This window comes from Streptomyces endocoffeicus, from assembly GCF_016741935.1.
GTDB lineage: Bacteria > Actinomycetota > Actinomycetes > Streptomycetales > Streptomycetaceae > Streptomyces > Streptomyces endocoffeicus.
In genome coordinates, this window is record NZ_JAERRG010000008.1 from 145,737 (window position 1) to 161,862 (window position 16,126).

At 72.1% G+C, this 16,126-nt stretch carries 19 protein-coding genes; 16 read left to right on the forward strand and 3 right to left on the reverse strand.

All coding sequences use genetic code 11. The features are described 5' to 3' along the window. Window positions 1-6 precede the first annotated feature (6 nt). Window positions 7-954 (reverse strand): hypothetical protein, encoded by a 948-nt coding sequence (locus JK364_RS21200; protein ID WP_201852710.1) that lies wholly within the window; start codon window positions 952-954, stop codon window positions 7-9. A 673-nt stretch (window positions 955-1,627) separates the two neighbouring features. Here JK364_RS21200 and JK364_RS21205 point away from each other — a divergent pair. After that, entirely contained in the window at window positions 1,628-2,449 is an 822-nt protein-coding gene (locus tag JK364_RS21205; protein WP_201852711.1) for a helix-turn-helix domain-containing protein, read from the forward strand. Window positions 2,450-2,545: 96 nt separating this feature from the next. Next, a complete protein-coding gene (locus JK364_RS21210) occupies window positions 2,546-3,334 on the forward strand; it encodes a helix-turn-helix domain-containing protein (RefSeq protein WP_201852712.1) in 789 nt (262 codons plus the stop codon). A gap of 255 nt (window positions 3,335-3,589) precedes the next feature. Here JK364_RS21210 and JK364_RS21215 read toward each other — a convergent pair whose 3' ends face one another. Next, window positions 3,590-3,748, reverse strand: coding sequence for a hypothetical protein (locus tag JK364_RS21215; protein WP_201852713.1), 159 nt, complete (start codon window positions 3,746-3,748; stop codon window positions 3,590-3,592). Between JK364_RS21215 and JK364_RS21220 the strand changes: the two genes are divergently transcribed. Continuing rightward, window positions 3,740-4,567, forward strand: a complete 828-nt coding sequence (locus tag JK364_RS21220; protein ID WP_230992287.1) for an IclR family transcriptional regulator — start codon at window positions 3,740-3,742, stop codon at window positions 4,565-4,567. The genes JK364_RS21215 and JK364_RS21220 overlap by 9 nt on opposite strands. Before the next feature lie 155 nt (window positions 4,568-4,722). On the opposite strand, the gene JK364_RS58065 is transcribed toward JK364_RS21220, so the two are convergent. Then, window positions 4,723-5,247, reverse strand: a complete 525-nt coding sequence (locus JK364_RS58065; RefSeq protein ID WP_372461972.1) for a DUF6269 family protein — start codon at window positions 5,245-5,247, stop codon at window positions 4,723-4,725. A gap of 429 nt (window positions 5,248-5,676) precedes the next feature. Here JK364_RS58065 and JK364_RS21225 point away from each other — a divergent pair, with 429 nt between their 5' ends. From JK364_RS21225 to JK364_RS21285, 13 genes are all read left to right on the forward strand, one after another. Next, on the forward strand, window positions 5,677-6,447 hold the full coding sequence (locus JK364_RS21225; protein ID WP_201852714.1) for a thioesterase II family protein: 771 nt from the start codon (window positions 5,677-5,679) through the stop codon (window positions 6,445-6,447). A 117-nt stretch (window positions 6,448-6,564) separates the two neighbouring features. Further along, the gene (locus JK364_RS21230) at window positions 6,565-6,816 is read left to right on the forward strand and encodes an acyl carrier protein (protein WP_201852715.1); all 252 of its coding nucleotides are present in this window, start codon (window positions 6,565-6,567) and stop codon (window positions 6,814-6,816) included. A 40-nt stretch (window positions 6,817-6,856) separates the two neighbouring features. Beyond that, window positions 6,857-8,107: a beta-ketoacyl-[acyl-carrier-protein] synthase family protein gene (locus tag JK364_RS21235; RefSeq protein ID WP_201852716.1), complete on the forward strand. Its 1,251-nt coding sequence runs from the start codon at window positions 6,857-6,859 to the stop codon at window positions 8,105-8,107. Beyond that, window positions 8,104-9,237, forward strand: a complete 1,134-nt coding sequence (locus JK364_RS21240; protein ID WP_201852717.1) for a beta-ketoacyl synthase N-terminal-like domain-containing protein — start codon at window positions 8,104-8,106, stop codon at window positions 9,235-9,237. The genes JK364_RS21235 and JK364_RS21240 overlap by 4 nt, the downstream gene beginning before the upstream one ends. Then, entirely contained in the window at window positions 9,234-10,184 is a 951-nt protein-coding gene (locus JK364_RS21245; RefSeq protein ID WP_201852718.1) for a beta-ketoacyl synthase N-terminal-like domain-containing protein, read from the forward strand. The genes JK364_RS21240 and JK364_RS21245 overlap by 4 nt, the downstream gene beginning before the upstream one ends. Next, the gene (locus JK364_RS21250; protein ID WP_201852719.1) at window positions 10,184-11,062 is read left to right on the forward strand and encodes an alpha/beta fold hydrolase; all 879 of its coding nucleotides are present in this window, start codon (window positions 10,184-10,186) and stop codon (window positions 11,060-11,062) included. The genes JK364_RS21245 and JK364_RS21250 overlap by 1 nt, the downstream gene beginning before the upstream one ends. Continuing rightward, entirely contained in the window at window positions 11,062-12,063 is a 1,002-nt protein-coding gene (locus JK364_RS21255) for an acyl-CoA thioesterase family protein (RefSeq protein ID WP_201852720.1), read from the forward strand. The genes JK364_RS21250 and JK364_RS21255 overlap by 1 nt, the downstream gene beginning before the upstream one ends. Next, complete coding sequence (locus JK364_RS21260; protein ID WP_201852721.1) at window positions 12,060-13,154, forward strand: beta-ketoacyl synthase N-terminal-like domain-containing protein; 1,095 nt, start codon at window positions 12,060-12,062, stop codon at window positions 13,152-13,154. The genes JK364_RS21255 and JK364_RS21260 overlap by 4 nt, the downstream gene beginning before the upstream one ends. Window positions 13,155-13,208: 54 nt before the next feature. Beyond that, the gene (locus tag JK364_RS21265) at window positions 13,209-13,484 is read left to right on the forward strand and encodes an acyl carrier protein (RefSeq protein WP_201852722.1); all 276 of its coding nucleotides are present in this window, start codon (window positions 13,209-13,211) and stop codon (window positions 13,482-13,484) included. Continuing rightward, a complete protein-coding gene (locus JK364_RS21270) occupies window positions 13,481-13,891 on the forward strand; it encodes a 3-hydroxyacyl-ACP dehydratase FabZ family protein (protein WP_307841341.1) in 411 nt (136 codons plus the stop codon). The genes JK364_RS21265 and JK364_RS21270 overlap by 4 nt, the downstream gene beginning before the upstream one ends. Then, complete coding sequence (locus JK364_RS21275; RefSeq protein ID WP_201852723.1) at window positions 13,888-14,400, forward strand: 3-hydroxyacyl-ACP dehydratase FabZ family protein; 513 nt, start codon at window positions 13,888-13,890, stop codon at window positions 14,398-14,400. The genes JK364_RS21270 and JK364_RS21275 overlap by 4 nt, the downstream gene beginning before the upstream one ends. Window positions 14,401-14,461: 61 nt before the next feature. After that, complete coding sequence (fabG, locus tag JK364_RS21280) at window positions 14,462-15,208, forward strand: 3-oxoacyl-[acyl-carrier-protein] reductase (protein ID WP_201852724.1); 747 nt, start codon at window positions 14,462-14,464, stop codon at window positions 15,206-15,208. A gap of 30 nt (window positions 15,209-15,238) precedes the next feature. Then, window positions 15,239-15,955 (forward strand): 2-hydroxychromene-2-carboxylate isomerase, encoded by a 717-nt coding sequence (locus JK364_RS21285; RefSeq protein ID WP_201852725.1) that lies wholly within the window; start codon window positions 15,239-15,241, stop codon window positions 15,953-15,955. Window positions 15,956-16,126: the final 171 nt, after the last annotated feature.

Genomic DNA, 16,126 nt, shown 5'->3' on the forward strand with positions numbered 1-16,126 from the left:
GCGGCGTCAGGCGGGCGGGGCCGTGGCCACGTCCGGGGTGGTCCGGGACGGGGCGCGGGTGAGGGTCCACATCATCGCGGCGCCCGCCGCAACGGCGCACAGGTGGAGGGTGATCGCGAGGCCCAGCCGCTCCGGGAGGACGACGTCGGAGGGTGAGGCGATCGCGACGTACAGGGTGAAGGGCAGCTTCCAGCCGCTCCAGGCGAAGAGCGAGCCCGAGCCGAGCCAGCCGAGGACCGACGGCAGCCAGCGGGGGAGCCGGCCGGGGCCCTCGCGCCCCGGGCGGGCCACGGCGAACGCGGCGACCAGCGCCCAGGTGCCGCAGATCCCGCACAGCAGGCGCCAGGTGGTGCGGCCCTCGTCGGGGTGGGCGAGGCCCGCGGTGCCGCCCGCCGCCCAGTACAGCCACATCAGGCCGACGGCGGCGCCGAGCGCCACGGCCGCCCGGCCGAGCGGTGCGGGCCCGTCGGTCCGGCCGGTGAACGCTTCCGGCCAGCGCCTGCGCAGATAGGCGGGGAGTGCGAGGGTGAGGCCCAGGCCCATGCCGATGAAGCCGAACTGGATCAGGGCGGCCTCCCAGCCGGGCATCTGCGGGTCGCTGTCGCTCCCGGACCCGGAGGTGTCCGGCTCCGACACCAGCGAGTCGGCCACCGCGTACGGCAGCATCGAGACCAGGAACCCCGCGCCGACCCAGGCGCAGAAGACCAGCGGCACCCCGGGCAGCCGCATCCCCCACGGCCGGGCCAGTGCCAGTCCCAGAGCGATCCCGATGACCGCCATGCCGACCGTCACGGTGTTGAGCACCACCCATTCGGCGAGCCCGAACCCGGCCCCGACGGGCGCCAGTCCGAGCAGTGAGCCGACCACCCACGACACTTTGATCACGGCATAGGGGGCCATGGCGGCGGCGCCCCCGTACGCGGCCAGCCGCCCCATCCGGTCCCACCGGTCCATGAGCTCTCCTTCTGTGCGTTGCGATCATCTTCGCGCTCGGTGCCGGGGGCCGCGTCCCTCTCCGGGACCATCCGGCTCCGCCGTGCGGGGGAGTGGGATTCGTTCCCCGGCAGGACGGGCGGGGGAGCGCAAAGCATGGCCGAATTCATTCCCCTGGCACGGTTGAATTCTTTATCGCTCAACAAAGACGGAGGCAATTCATGGCGCTTTTCAGTCGATAGCGCAGGCCAAAATGCCTGATGTGGATGTGGTCATTGCCGACTACTGTGGCGTAAGGTGCTGAAGCGGCCCGCGAGGCCGTGCCATCACGTGATCACCGTAGGCAGCAAGGTGCCTGAGGGGGAGCGGCGTTGGCCTCAAGAGGTCACCGGTGTGGCGAAGCGTGATCGTGCGCATGCGCATCGGCGCGAAAAGGAGGGGGAGCGATTCCGTTTAGGGGGTCGGTGCGCAGCAACCTGACAGTAGCGGCGCATGGGTGCACGCCTCACTGAAAACGGTCGTTTACTTGTTCTTTGGCCGGTGAGCGCCTTGACTCGCTTGCGGTTGACCCAATCTGTTCGCTCAATCTAGTGTCCAATACACTGCTACGCACGGTGCCATTCCGCTCGGGTGAATTCTCAGGGCTCGGTGGATGGCGAAGAACCGGTGCACGCCAATCGACGGGGGATTCGGGATGGGTGTGGCAATTGATCCACGTGGTGTTGATCCACGGGGTGCCGACGAGACGACGGAGCGGTCCGGCGACCACGCGTCTCATCTGGAACAGGCGCTGTTACAGGCGCGCAAGCTGATCGAGTCCACGGTTCTGCTGCACTCGCGCAGACTGACCACGCCCTCTCCGGTGGTGCGCACCGACGGCGCCCGGCTCGGCGACTCCCTCGCCCCGCTCATCGGCGGCGCGCGGTACTCGGTGGCCGTGACGCTCACCGGCGCGGGCGCCTTCGAGAACGCCGTGATCGAGGAGCTGGACCGCACCCCGAGCCGGGCGGTGGTCCGGGTGCTGTGCAATGTGCCGGCCGCGGAGGGCGTGGCCGAGCGGCTGCGCCCGCTGACCCGGGTCCGTCCCGAAGTGCGCGTCTCGCAGAGCGAGTTGCGCGGCATCGTGGTGGTCGACGGCGCCTCGGCGCTGGTGCAGACGCAGGTCCAGGAGCCGGTGGGGCAGGAGCCGGAGGGGCAGGGGCCGGAGGGGCAGGTGGCCGTCGTCAACGACCTCGGCGCCGTACGGGCCCTGGAGCTCCTCTTCGCCGGTGCCTGGTCCCGGGGCCGCAAGCTGGCGGACCACCTCGGGCTCGCGCCGAGGCTGCGCACGGAGTTCGCCCGCACCGTTCTGGAGGCCCTGCGCGCCGGGCACACCGATGAGACCGCGGCGCGGGCGATCAATGTGTCGCTGCGCACCTACCGCCGACATGTCGCGGAGATCATGCGGGAGCTGGACGCCAGCTCGCGCTTCCAGGCCGGGGCGCGCGCGGTCGAGCTCGGCCTGCTCGCCGACTGAGGGCGACTGAGGGCGACGACACAACGCTGTCGGGACCGGGCCGTCACGGGGGATCGCGGCGGCCCGCTGATCCATATCTTCAGGGGGATGGTTGGCATGTCCGGCTCGCGCGAGGACGAACTCGAAAAGGCCCTGCTGGAAGCGAAGGCGCGCATTGAGTCGATGGTCGCGCTGCACCGGGACCGCAGCTCCCAGGAGCAGCTCATCACCGGGGTCGACAACACCTACGACGCGGTGCTGGAGACGGCCGCGGGCCTGGTCAAGGAGGCGCGGACCAGCATCGACATCATCCACGCACGACGGCCGTCCCGGGCGGACCGGCTGCGGCGGCGCAGCGACCAGGTGGAGCGGGACCTGCTCTACGGCGCCCACGAGGGCGTGGCGATCCGGCTGCTGACCACGCCCACGCTGCTGGACGACGACTTCGTCCGCGAACAGCTGGGCCGGGAGCGGGCCGTGGCCATCCGGGTGGCCCATATGCCGCCGCTCCAGGCGCTCATCGTGGACGACAGCGTGGCGCTGGTGGTGGCCGAGTCGGCGGCGGGGCGGCGGGCGTCGGTGATCCGGGTGGCGGAGCTGCTGCACTCGCTGCGGATGCTCTTCGAGTCCATCTGGAAGGACGCCTTCCGGGCCGGGGAGCGGTTCGTCTTCGGGGACCGTACGCGGGCGGCGTTCGCCCGCCGCATCCTGAGGTACCTCCAGGCCGGGGTCACCGACGAGGTCGCGGCCCGCGAACTCACCGTCTCGGTGCGCACCTACCGGCGCTATGTGGCCGACATCATGTCCCAGCTCGGCGCCAACTCCCGGTTCCAGGCCGGGGTCCGCGCCGCCGAGCTGGGGCTTCTCCCGCCCACGCCGGGGGCGGAGCCGAATGGCCGCGGCTAGGGGGTGTTCGGCGGGTCTCGTCGCCTGCGGCGGGCTGTTCCCCTCCCCGCCCCTTCCCCCACAGCATCGATATGCGGCTCCGCCGCGTGGTGGGGCTCCGCCCCAGGCCCCGGGCTCCAGGGGTGAAGCCCCTGCCATGCGGCTCCGCCGAGTGGTCCGCCGGCCTCCTCGTAGCCGCCGTCCGGCGGGGTCGGCCTGGCAGTTTCCTGTCTCCGGCGTTGCCCGTGCCGGGGCCCTTCGATTTGGATGGGCACATCAGAGCGGGGGACCGGCGAGCCGCAGCTCCCGCCCCGTCCCGGCGGTCGGTTGCCACACCTGCGAGCCGTCGATGTGCGGGATTCCGGTGCCGCGCGGCCCCGGGGCCTCGCGCCATCCGGTGTCCGCCGTGCGGAAGGCGAATCCTCCATGAGTCACATGCCGATCGGTCCGGTCTACCGGCGCGCCGACGCCGACGGGGCGGGCACGCTGAGCGTCGCGTCACGGCCGCTGCCGATGAGCGGCGTCGGAGTGCTCGACAAGGCGTCCGTGATCCTCAGCGTGGTCGAGCAACGCCCCGCCAGCCTCGCCCAGGTGGTGGCGATCAGCGGGCTGCCACGCCCCACCGTCTACCGCATCGCCACCGCCCTGGAACGGCTCGAACTGCTGAGCCGCGACGCCCACGGCCGGTTCCTGCCCGGCGCCCGGATCGGCCACGCCGCGGCCGGGCAGCCGCGCGACCGGCTGGAGCACCTCGCGGAGGGCGTACTGGCCGATCTGCACGCGCGCACCGGGCTCAACGCCAGGGTGCACCGCCGCCGCGACGCCGTGCACATCTGCGTGGCCAGCTCGGCCGACCCGGTCACCGGGCAGGACGCGGTCCCGCTCGGCACGGCCCGGCCCGCCAAGTCCGGCCCGGTCGCCCAGGTGCTCCTGGCCTGGGAGGACCCGGACGAGCTGTACGCGGGGCTGCGCGGCGCGCGCTTCAACGCGGCGCAGCTGGCCCTGATCCGGCAGCGCGGCTGGGCGCACGGGCCCGATGTGATGGTGCTGGACGAGTATGTGCTGGCCGTACCGGTCCGGGACGGCGAGGGGCGGGTCTCCGCCGCGCTCGTGCTGTCCGGTCCGCGGGCGAGGATGGCGAAGCTGCCCGAGCGCGGGCTGCGGAACGCGGTCATCGACGCCGCGGCCGGGCTGACCGAGACGCTGCCGCGGCGGTCGGCCCGCCCCCGGCTGCGGAGCGTGCCACCCCGCTGAGGCCGCCACCACCGGTGGCCGGGCCACGCTTGGTGGCTGGCTACCGGGTGGCGGGCCGTTTGGTGGCGGGCCACCTGCTGGCGGTTCGCTCGGTGGCCGGGCCGGCCACTGACGGGCCGTTTGGTGACGGGCCGTCCGTACCCGGACGCGGCCGCTCACGGCGTCGCCGGCGGGGGCCGCCATTCCCCGGGGCTCGGCGCGCTCGGGCCGTGCGGACCGTACGAGCTACCTGGCGGGCCCGGTGCACGTGGTCCGTCCGGCGCGTCTGGTTCGCTTGGCTCGCTTGGCTCACCGGGCTTGCTTGGCTCGCCTGGGCCGTACGTTTCACTTGGCGAGCCTGGCCTGTTCGGGCCACCTGGCGAGCCCGGTGCACTTGGTACGCCCGGTCCGCTCGGCGCGTTCGTCGCGGCACCGTTCGCCGCGTCGCCCGCGTCCGCGTCCGCCTCCCTGTCCGGGCACGGCCGTCCCGTCAGGGCGTCCACGAAGCGCTCCAGCAACTCGCCCCAGGGCGCCCCGCAGTCGCGCAGACACGCCTCCTGGTCCAGGGCGATCTGCTCCTCCAGCCGGGCCAGGAACGCCCATGGAGGCTCGGTCGCGGCCGGGGAGGTCGGGTCGTCGGTCATCGGGCGGCTCGCTGACTGCTGGGTTACGGGAACGGGTACAGAGGATCTCCTGCGCATCCTGCCCCGCCCGGGCGCCGGTGATCCATCGTGACGCGACCTGCGCCGCGCACTGGCAGCAAGCTGTTACCCCGCTCCCTCAACTCCCCTCCGGCCGCCCCGGATCCGCTTCCGGCGCCCGCCCTGGCACCTTCCTGAAAGGGACATTGAGGCGCGGGGCGGGCCTGGTTAGAAAGGTGTCCCGGGTCCTCCCGCCCGCCGCCGAGCGGGCAGCGGAGTGTGACCTGGCGGTGGGGCCCTTCCCCGCGACCCGCCGCCGACACCTCGCGGGAAGCGGGCGGCGAGCCCCCCGGAGCGCGTCCGGCCCCGGGAGCGCGTCCGGCCCCGGGAGCGCGTCCGGCCCCGGGAGGCGGCGGCCGGTCGCCGCCCCGGCCGAGGGAGACGCGGCAGACGCGCCAGACGCGCCAGACAGTCACGAGGAGAGCGACGATGACATCGTCCGGCAGTGCCCGAACCCGGTGGTTCCGGCGGTACCCGGCGGCCGGACGGCCGCGGGCGCGGCTGGTCTGCCTGCCCCACGCGGGCGGGACCGCGACGTTCTTCCACCCCTGGGCCGGGGCGCTGGGCCCCGACGTCGAGGTGCTGGCCACCCGGTACCCCGGCCGTCAGGAGCGGATCGCCGAGCCGTGCGCGACCGGTATGGCGGAGCTCGCCGATCCGCTGGCCGCGGAGCTGCTCCCCTTCCTCGACGTCCCGGTGGCCTTCTTCGGCCACAGCATGGGGGCGTCCCTCGCCTATGAACTGGCCCTGCGCCTCCAGCCGGCCCACGCGGACCGGCTGGCCGGGCTCTTCGTCTCGTCCCGTGAGGCCCCGCATCTGGTGACCCCCAAGGAGATCCACCTCGGCACCGACGACGAGCTGATCGCCGAGGTGGTGCGGCTCGGTGGCGCGGACGCCGCGCTGCTGGCCGACCCGGGGATCCGGGACATCGTGCTGCCGTCCGTACGGGCCGACTTCCGGATCGCGGGCACCTACCGGGCCGAAGTCCCGCAACCCGTCGGCTGTCCGGTCGTGGCGTATGCCGGGGACCGGGATCCGGGCGCCGGGGAGAACGAGATGAGGCACTGGTCCGAGGTCGCCGGACATTCCTTCGACATGCGCGTCCTGCCCGGTGGCCATTTCTACCTGAATGCCGAGCGGGATTCCCTGACGAGCGACATCAAAAGGCGCCTGGACGAAGCAGTGTTGGCACCTTCCTGACGCAGGGCGTGCACATCGCATAACCGTACTGCGATCGTTTCGAGTGCGGGAACGCAAAAGGAGCGCCGAACGGGGGGATTCCCGCCCGGCGGCAATGACCGAGAGGTTGAATTCATCATGCCCACCCTTACCGAAGAGCGCACTGCGAAGATCAAGGAAATCGTCTGCGAGATTCTCGAGCTCGAGGAGGACGAGGTCACCGAGACCAGCCTCTTCCGCGAGGACCACGACGCCGACTCGCTGCGCGCCATCGAGATCCTGGCCTCGCTGGAGAAGGAGTTCAAGGTCGTCATCGACCAGTCCGAACTCGCCCGCATGGTCAACCTCAAGGGCGTCCACGAGGTCGTCGCCGAGTCAGCCGGCTGGTAATCCCGTCCGCTGTTCAAGCCGAGACTGGTTGGAGGTTTCGATGACTGCTCCCGCGCGCGACGGTTCCGCCGTCGCGACTCACCGAGTGGTTCTTACCGGGTTTGGCGTTTTCTCCAGCATTGGAGTGGGCGCCGCCGAGTTCGCCGAAGGGCTGCGTTCCGGCCGCAGCGGAGCGAAGCCGATCACCGCCTTCGACACCGAGGGGTTCGCCCACGCCAACGGCTGCGAAATTGTCGACTTCGAACCGGAGAAGTGGATACGCAATCTGGACGTGGCGGAACTCGGCCGGGCCAGTCAGTTCTCGGCAGCCGCGGCCCGTATGGCCGTCGAGGACGCGAATCTCGACGTCGACGTACTGCGCGAGCAGCGCGGCCTCATCTCCATCGGCACCACCGACGGGGAGTCCTTCGATCTGGACCAGCTGGTGGAGAGCCAGATCGCCCACGGGCCGGAGAAGATGGACTCCACCATCGCCCGCCGGGTGCGGGCCGGCCGCCTCTCCGCGGCCGTCGCCCATGAGCTCGGGCTGACGGACGTCGAGGCGGTGACGATTCCGACGGCCTGCGCCGCGGGCAACTACGCGATCGGCTACGGCTTCGACGCCGTACGCACCGGCGAGGTGGACTTCGCCCTCTGCGGCGGCGCCGACGCCATGTGCCGCAAGACGTTCGCCGGGTTCTACCGGCTGGGCACCATCGCACCCGAGCTGTGCCAGCCGTTCGACGTCGACCGCAAGGGCATCCTCACCGGCGAGGGCGCGGGCGTGCTCGTCCTGGAGAGCCTGGAGTCGGCCCTGGCCCGGGGCGCCCGCATCTACGCGGAGGTCCTCGGCTACGGCCTCAACTGCGACGCCTACCACCAGGTGGCCCCGAACCAGAGCAGCGTCGCCCGCTGCATGGCGCTCGCCCTGGAGAACGCCGGGGTCAAGCCCGGTGAGGTGGACCTGGTGTCCGCGCACGGCACCGGCACCAAGGCCAACGACATCACCGAGGCCCGCGCCATCCGCGAGGTCTACGGCGCGGCCCCGCCGCGGACCATCTCCATCAAGTCGATGCTCGGCCACACCATGGGCGCCGCCAGCGCCCTCGCCGCGATCGCCTGCTCGCTGGCGATCGTGCACCGCTTCATCCCGCCGACCATCAACCACACGGTCACCGACCCCGAATGCGAGGTCGACTGCGTGCCCAACCAGGCGGTCGAGGCGGATCTGCGGATCGTGCAGAACAACGGTCTCGCCTTCGGCGGCAACAACGCGGTCGTCATCCTGGGCAAGTACGAGGAGCACCGATGAGCCGCTGGCCCATTACCGGAGTCGGCGCCGTCGCGAGCGTCGGCGCCGACCCCGCGGAGATTTTCGACAGCCTGTGCCAGGGCCGCGGCGGGCTGCACAGCCTGCGCGGCTTCAACCGCGACTGGTACAACGCCGACCTGCTGTACGAGGTGGACGACCGGCCGGCGCCCGGCACCGATGTCGTGGGCCGGGCCACCGCCCTGCTGACCACGGCCGTCGGGCAGGCGCTGGACGACGCCGGTCTGCCCCGGGACCTGCGCGGGGTGCCCGTGCTCATCGGCACCGGGCTGCGCGAGCTGCGCTCGCTGGAGCTGTGGTGGCGCGACGGACAGGACTTCGACGCCGGGGGCATGCACTTCGGCACCGCGCTGCGGGAGCGGTTCGGCGCCGATGACACCACCACCATCTCCAACGCCTGCTCCGCGTCGCTGTACTCGCTGGCCCTGGGCGTGGACCTGCTGGAGTTCGGGGATGCCGACACCGTCGTGGTGGCGGGCGTGGACGTCATCACCGAGTCCATGTTCGGCCTCTCCGACCGGCTCCAGCTCGACCCGCCGGACGCGCTGCGCCCGTTCGACCGGGACCGCAAGGGCACCGTGATGGGCGAGGGCGCCGCCGCGATCGTGCTGCGCCGCGCCGCCGCCGGCGGCGGACACGGCTGGGTGCGCGGCGTGGGCGTCAACTGCGACGCCTACCACGCCACCGCGCCCGACCCCGGGGGCATCGCCCTGGCCATCAAGGACGCCCACACCCGGGCGGGCGTCAAACCGGAGGACGTGGAACTGGTGATGGTGCACGGCACGGGCACCCCGCTCAACGACGCCGCCGAGGCCACCGCGCTGCGGGAGGTGTACGGCGACCACCTGGGCCGCCCCGTGATGACCGGGGTCAAGTCGATGACCGGGCACACCTCCGGCGCCTCCGGCGTGCTCAGCCTCATCGTGGCGCTGCGCGCCATGCGGGAGCACCGGGTGCCCCCGATCACCGGTCTCGACCATCCGGCCGCGGAGACCGAGGGATTCCGGCTGGTGCGCGGCACCGCCCAGCGGGCGGATGTCTCCCTCGCCCAGATCGACGCCTTCGGCTTCGGCGGCATCAACGCCGTGGCGGTAGTGGAGGCGGCCCGATGAGCGCCGTACTGACCGGAGTCGGGCTCGCCCTGCCCGGCGTCACCACCCCGCGCGACCTGCTGGCCCCCGTGCCCGGCGGCGCGGAGCCGGTGGACCCCGCCGCCCGTATCGGCAAGAAGGGGCTGCGTTTCAAGGACCGCGCCACCCAGCTCGCGCTGGCCTGCGCCGATGCGGCGCTGGCGGACGCGGGGCTGCTCGGCCCCGAGGGGCTCACGGTCCCCGGCGAGACCGTCGCCGTCCTCGTGGCCTCCAACTACGGGAACGTGGACACCGTCTGCTCGGTCGTGGACACCATCGCGGCCGAGGGGACCGCGGGCGGCGTCAGCCCCATGGACACGCCCAACGCGTCCAGCAATGTGATCGCCTCGACGCTCGCCATCAAGTACGGGCTGCGCGGCCCCAATCTGATGGTCTGCAACGGCGCCACCTCCGGCCTGGACGCGGTCCGCTGGGCCGCCGCCCTCGTCGGCGCCCGCCGCGCCGACCGGGCGCTGGTCCTGGCCGTCGAACCGGACAACGAGATGGTCCGCCGCCTCACCGGGGCCGACCGGATCGTGGACGGCGCCGCCGCCGTCGTCGTGGAGCGCCGGGCGGCCGCCGCCGTCCGCGGCGCCGAGGCCCGGGCCCGGGTCGGCTCCGCGGTCCGTGCCGGAAGCGTCGAGGCGTGCCTGGAGCGGCTGGCCGGGGACGACCGCACCCCGCCCGCCGCCTGGTTCGGCCCCGGCGGCGAGCAGGGGGCCGGCTCCTCGCTGCTGCCGTCCGGCACCGTCCACCACGCGCTGGCCGACACCTTCGGCGAGGCGTCGGCGGTCCTCGGCGTCCTCCAGTGCGCCGGAACCATCGGCTGGTACGCCGACGGTGGCGCCGGGCCCGTCTACGCCCTCGCCGGCCGCGACGGCGACGACGCCACCGCCGGACTCGCCCTGCTGGCCCCGGGCCGGTCCTGATGGCCCACGGTGAGCCGGGCGCGGTGATGGCCCACGGTGAGACCGGCGCGACCGGGATCCGCGACCTGGCGCGCCAGCCCCTGCTGCTGCGCCACCGCCCCGCGCGGGACGCGACCCGGCTGCGCGCCCTGTTCCTGCACGGCCTGGCCAGCAGCGGGGCGGTCTGGGACGGGCTCGCCCCGCTGCTGCCGCCGGACCTGGAGACCTGGACCGCCGAGCTGCCCTGGCGCGCCGACCACGTCCAGCCGTGGAGCCGCCGGCCGGAGCGGACCGACTGGATCGTCACGGCCCTGGAACGGCTGCCGGACCCGCCCGACGTCGTCGTCGCCCACTCGTTCTCGGCGAACCAGCTGCTGGACCTGCTCAGCCGGGAGGCCGAGGCGGGCAACGACGTGCGCGAGCGGTACGGGATCCGGGGCGTGGTCCTCGTCTCGCCCTTCTACCGGCGCTCACCGGACGACTTCGCCTGGGACTCCGTCTCGGGCATGCAGCGGGACTTCCTCCACATCATGGAGGAGGGGCTGCGCACCCACTCCTCCCGCCGGACCACCCCGGAGGTCCGGCGGCACATGGCGGAGCGGGTGTGCGAACGGGTCGGCCCCTACGGCTGGGTGCGGTTCTTCGAGCACTATCTGCGCACCCCCTGGCTCCGCCCCGAACTGATCACCGTGCCCGGCCTGGTCGTGACCGGCCAGGACGACTTCGCCGCCGCCGAGAGCGCCCTGCTCGCGGCCGACCTCCCCGGGGCCGAGCTGCACGCGGTCCCCGGGTGCGGTCACTACCCGATGTCCGAGCACGCGGAGTCGTTCTCCGCCCTGGTCGGCGCGTTCCTCCGGCGGCTCTCGGACCGGGCCGCCCCACACCTCACGGAGAAGTGATGTCGCAAGCCGTCAAGTCGCTGCTGAACGAGTCGACCACGGTCGTCCTCAGCCCGGGATACGAGGGTGCCAACATCGGCACCATCATCGGTTTCAAGCACGTCAACTACCTGGTCGAGAAGGCCGTCATCGCGCACTTCCGGCGCAGCGGGCTCCCGGTCGGCAGGCTCTACGAGGAGCACGGCCTCGGATTCGACATCGTCGACATCGACTCCCGCCTCCAGACCGCCCTCGTCGTCGATGACGAGGCGTCGATCGAGGTGACCCCGGTGACCAAGGACGACGCCACCGAGCTGTCGTTCAAGGTCGCCATCACCGTCGAGCGCGACGGCGCCCCCAAGAAGGCCGTCGCCGCCAAGGTCAAGGCCGTGCTGCGGCACGACGAGAACGATGTGCGGATGCCGCGCAGGCTGCCCGTGCCCGAGGGCCTGGAGCGGTTCGTCACGGCGCGCATCGGCGGCGTCGAGCCGGGGGCGGCCGCGCCCGCGGTCACCGAGAAGCTGATCTCCGGCGGCTGCGCCGAGACCGACGCGGTGCTGGAGCGACTGCTGGCCGGACAGAACGCCTACGGCTGGAAGTTCCGCATCCCGTACCCGTTCGTGCACTTCTTCGAGCGGCTCCAGATGTCGGGCTATCTGCGGCTGATGGAGGAGGCCAAGCACCGCTTCGTGGACGCGCGCGGCATCTCCATCCGGGCGCTGCTGGAGGAGAAGAACTGGATCCCCGCCGTCACCCACTCCCGGGTGACGCTGCTGGACGAGGCGCTCCTCGAAGAGGACCTCTACGTCGTCTACACCGTCGACAACGTCTTCAAGAACCTGCTCTACACCTCGCGCCTGGACACCTATGTGGTCCGTGACGGCCGCCTGGTGCAGACCTCCACCGGCACCATCACCCACGCCTACGGAGTGGTGGAGAACGGCAAGGAGGGCCGCCTGGTCACCTTCGACGAGCGAGTTTTGAACGCCTTCGCCTTCGGCGACGGCCGGAACCAGCCGTGAGCGCGCAGGGCACCGCGCCCCGCGGTCCCGTCATCGCGGGATGGTCGGCGGTGTCGCCGTACGGCATCGGCCGGGACGCCTTCGTCGAGGGCGCCCGGTCGGGCCGGTCCACGGCCACCGCGGCGGAGCCCGGCGGTGAGCCGGTCCCCGACGAGCGGGTGTGCCTGGCCCGGGACCTGGTCATCAAGGAGGTCCTGGGCCGCAAGGGCACCCGGTCCATGGACCGGGTCACCGGCCTGGCCGTGGCGACGGTACGGGAACTGGTCACGGCGGCCGACGGCGCGGCGGACAGCGGCGCCGACGTGGGCCTCGTCCTGGGCACGACCACCGGAAGCGCCCAGAGCATGATGGACATCACCCGCGACACCCTCATCCACGAGAAGCCCTTCTACATCGACCCCTCGCACATCCCCAACGCCATCATGAACTGCCCCGCCGGGCAGTGCGCCATCTGGTACGGGCTCAAGGGGCCGAACACCACGGTCGCCGCCGGACGCTCCTCCGGGCTGATCGCCCTCAACTACGCCCGGCGGCTGCTCGCCTCCGGGCGCGCCATGACCGTTCTGTGCGGCGCCGTCGAGGAGTACTCCCCGGCCCGCGCCTGGCTGGACTGGCACACCCGGGGCGAGGACGAGACCGGTGTCGTGCTCGGCGAGGGCTGCGCGGTGCTGCGGCTGCGGCCCGCCGAGACCGTGGCCGACGGCGAGGGGCTCGCCGAGGTGCTCGCGGTCGAGTCCGGGGTGGCGGGCCCCGACGGGGCGGGCCCCTCGCTGCGGTCCGCCGTGGAGCGCGCGCTGCGCCGGGCCGGGGCGTCGCGCGAGGACGTCTGGGCGGTGTCCCCCTCGGGCCCGGCCGGTCTCCTCGGCGAGCAGGAACGGACCGCGCTGCGAGCCGGGTTCGCCGGTCACGACGTGCGCTGGATCCCGCAGCCGGACACGATCGGCGACACCGCCGCCGCGACCGCCGCCTTCCAGATCGTCTCCGTGCTGACGGCGGCCCAGGACGACGACCGGGCCGCGGGCCGGCTGGCGGTGGTGACGTCCGTGGACCGTGACGGCGCGCTCGCCTGCGCACTCCTGCGCCTGCTGTGACGCCCCTTCCCGCTGTGTGAACCGCTGTGTGAACCGCTGTGTGAAAGGAACCCCATGTCCGTCACCTACTCCGACGCGGCCGGCGCGGCCCCGCTCGACATGGACGAACTGCGCGGCATCGTCGCCGACATCCTGGAGGTCGACGCCACCGACGTCGCCGACGACGCCGACTTCATGGAGGACCTCGAGGTCGACTCCCTGATGGCGCTCGAGGTCATCGTGGTCCTGGAGAAGAAGTACGGCGTCAAGTTCGCGGAGTCCGAGCTGCGCCAGGTGGTGTCGCTGCGCCAGGCGCACGAGCTGCTGACCCAGAAGCTGCGCGCCCGGTGACCGCGAACACCACCAACAGCCCGGTGCGGGCCGCGCCCGAGGTGGTGCGGCGGGCCTCGGCGGACGCCGGGCAGCCGGGGCTGAGCAGCGAGGTCCGGTTCCGTATCGCACCGGAGGAACCGGTGTTCGCCGGTCACTACCCGGACTTCCCGATCTTCCCCGGGGTGTGCGTGGTCGAGTGCGCCCACCGCGCGGCCCTCGCCACCGCCCCCGGGCCCGCGGCCATCTCGCTGCGGGCCCTGGAGTCGGCCCGGTTCATCGGCCCGGTCTTCCCCGGCGACGTCCTGACCGTCCGCGCCGACTGGAAGGCGGTCGACGGCGGCTGGACGTACACGGCGACGGCCGCCACCGAGCGCGGCACGTCCGCCAAGGTGCGGCTGGGCTTTCGTACGGAGGTCACACCATGATCGACGCGGCCGGGATCAAGCGCCTGCTGCCGCATCGCCATCCGATGCTGCTGATCGACCGGGTGGTGGAGCTCGTCCCCGGCGAACGGCTGGTGGCGCTCAAGGCCATCACCTGCAATGAGCCGTGGTACCGCCATCTCGGTGAGGACGCGGCCCCGGAGGAGTTCGCCTATCCGGGGACCCTGCTGGTCGAGTCCTGGGGCCAGGCCGCGGGGCTGCTCGCGGTGTGCGGCGCCGAGGCGACCGGCGGCCCGACCGGCCAGGTCATGCTGGCCGGTTCGATGTCCGGGGTGGAGTTCCACCGCCCGGTCCAGCCCGGAGACGTACTGGAGCACCGGGTGCGGCTCTTCCGGGCGCTCACCGACACCGTGATCTTCGAGGGCGAGACGCTGGTCGGCGGCGAGGTCGCGCTGACCTTCTCCCGCATGGTGATGGCGTTCCGCCCCGGGGACCAGCTGCGCCCGTCGGCCTCCGCCGATCAGGTCGCGGCGGCCCCCGCCGTTCCATAGCCCGCCGCCGGCTCGCTGCCGGTCACGAGGGCCAGCGGCCCATCAGGAGAGGGAAACAGTCGTGCACAACAGTGAGTCCAGGGTCGCCCTCGTCAGCGGCGGATCCCGCGGCATCGGGCGGGAGGTGGTCCTGCGCCTGGCCCGGGACGGCTTCGACGTCGCGTACTGCTACCGGTCCGACGAGGCCGCGGCGAACGTCCTGGAGAAGGAGGTCCGGGAGCTCGGCGTCAGGGCGCTGGCCGTCCGCGCCGATGTCTCCGACATGGAGTCGGTGCGGTCCTTCGTTACCCGCGCCGAGGAGACCCTCGGCCCGGTCGACGCCGCGGTCACCTCCGCCGGCATCACCCGGGACAACCCCCTGCTGATGATGGCCGACGAGGAGTGGCAGCAGGTCATCGGCACCAACCTCGACGGGGTCTACCACGTATGCCGCGCCGTCATCTTCGAGATGATGAAGCGGAAGTCCGGCGCCATCGTGAACCTCTCGTCCGTGGCGGGGGTCTACGGCAACCCCACCCAGACCAACTACTCGGCCTCCAAGGCGGGCATCATCGGCTTCTCCCGGTCGCTCGCGAAGGAGGTCGGCCGGTACGGCATCCGCACCAATGTGGTCGCCCCCGGCTTCATCGAGACCGATATGACGGCGGAACTGAGCGACCAGGTGCGCAAGAAGGCCCTGCAGCAGATCCCGCTGAAGCGGCTGGGCCGGCCGGAAGAGGTCGCCGACCTCGTCTCCTACCTGGTGTCCGACCGGGCCGCCTACATCACCGGCGCCGTCTTCCAGATCGACGGCGGCATCACCATCTGACCGACTCCTAGCGGAAGGCGGAGCATCACCGTGCCCAAGCCCAAGAAGCCACCGAGGTGGTACTTCTCGCTGCGCAGCCCGTACTCCTGGTTCGCCTACCTGGACCTGCTCGAGCGCTACCCCGACGTGGCCGACGGAATGGACTGGATCCCCTTCTGGGAGCCGGACGCCATCACCCAGAACATGCTGGACCAGGCCGATGTGGAGCTGCCCATCGTCGCCATGTCCCGCGCGAAGAACTTCTACATCCTCCAGGACCTCTCGCGGATCTCCAAGGCGCGCGGTCTGAAGATGACCGTGCCGATCGACAAGGACCCCAACTGGGAGATCTCCCACCTGGCCTACCTCGCCGCCCAGGAGGAGGGCCACGGCCGCCGCTTCATCGAGCTCACCTACCGGGCCCGCTGGCAGGAGGGCCGGGACATCACCCGGCGCGAGACGATGGGTGAGATCGCCGCGGAGCTGGGGCTCCCGGCCGAGCAGCTGGCGGACGCGTCGGACGACCCCGGGCTGCGCAAGCGGGGCCTGGATTGCCTGATCCAGTCGTATCAGGACGGCCTGTTCGGCGTTCCGTTCTTCATCCACGGACGCGAGAAGTTCTGGGGCGCGGACCGGCTGGCGCCCTTTGTCGCGGCCTTCCGCGGCCAACCTCTCGAAGAGGTCGAGAAAGGCTGGCAGCATCATGACGAGCTGCCCCGGTTCTCCGCCCCCGGTGGAGATACTGGACACGCAGGAGGCTGCGGCTAGACCGCTCGGTCACCACACCCGCCGAGAAGAATTCGAGGCCGGGGCGGACGGGTCTCCCGCGGATTGTCCAAGCCGTAGGGGAGGGACTCTCCACCCCGGCCTTGTCGCGCCGTGAATTCCGTACGCAATTCGTCGAATCCTCCACTGGTCACGCTCTTTTCGAGGGGTTCA

Coding starts and splice junctions, on each gene's coding strand:
- JK364_RS21200 (WP_201852710.1), bottom strand. CDS start 954: ATGGACCGGTGGGACCGGATGGGGCGGCTGGCCGCGTACGGGGGCGCC.
- JK364_RS21205 (WP_201852711.1), top strand. CDS start 1,628: ATGGGTGTGGCAATTGATCCACGTGGTGTTGATCCACGGGGTGCCGAC.
- JK364_RS21210 (WP_201852712.1), top strand. CDS start 2,546: ATGTCCGGCTCGCGCGAGGACGAACTCGAAAAGGCCCTGCTGGAAGCG.
- JK364_RS21220 (WP_230992287.1), top strand. CDS start 3,740: ATGAGTCACATGCCGATCGGTCCGGTCTACCGGCGCGCCGACGCCGAC.
- JK364_RS58065 (WP_372461972.1), bottom strand. CDS start 5,247: ATGCGCAGGAGATCCTCTGTACCCGTTCCCGTAACCCAGCAGTCAGCG.
- JK364_RS21225 (WP_201852714.1), top strand. CDS start 5,677: ATGACATCGTCCGGCAGTGCCCGAACCCGGTGGTTCCGGCGGTACCCG.
- JK364_RS21230 (WP_201852715.1), top strand. CDS start 6,565: ATGCCCACCCTTACCGAAGAGCGCACTGCGAAGATCAAGGAAATCGTC.
- JK364_RS21235 (WP_201852716.1), top strand. CDS start 6,857: ATGACTGCTCCCGCGCGCGACGGTTCCGCCGTCGCGACTCACCGAGTG.
- JK364_RS21240 (WP_201852717.1), top strand. CDS start 8,104: ATGAGCCGCTGGCCCATTACCGGAGTCGGCGCCGTCGCGAGCGTCGGC.
- JK364_RS21245 (WP_201852718.1), top strand. CDS start 9,234: ATGAGCGCCGTACTGACCGGAGTCGGGCTCGCCCTGCCCGGCGTCACC.
- JK364_RS21250 (WP_201852719.1), top strand. CDS start 10,184: ATGGCCCACGGTGAGCCGGGCGCGGTGATGGCCCACGGTGAGACCGGC.
- JK364_RS21255 (WP_201852720.1), top strand. CDS start 11,062: ATGTCGCAAGCCGTCAAGTCGCTGCTGAACGAGTCGACCACGGTCGTC.
- JK364_RS21265 (WP_201852722.1), top strand. CDS start 13,209: ATGTCCGTCACCTACTCCGACGCGGCCGGCGCGGCCCCGCTCGACATG.
- JK364_RS21275 (WP_201852723.1), top strand. CDS start 13,888: ATGATCGACGCGGCCGGGATCAAGCGCCTGCTGCCGCATCGCCATCCG.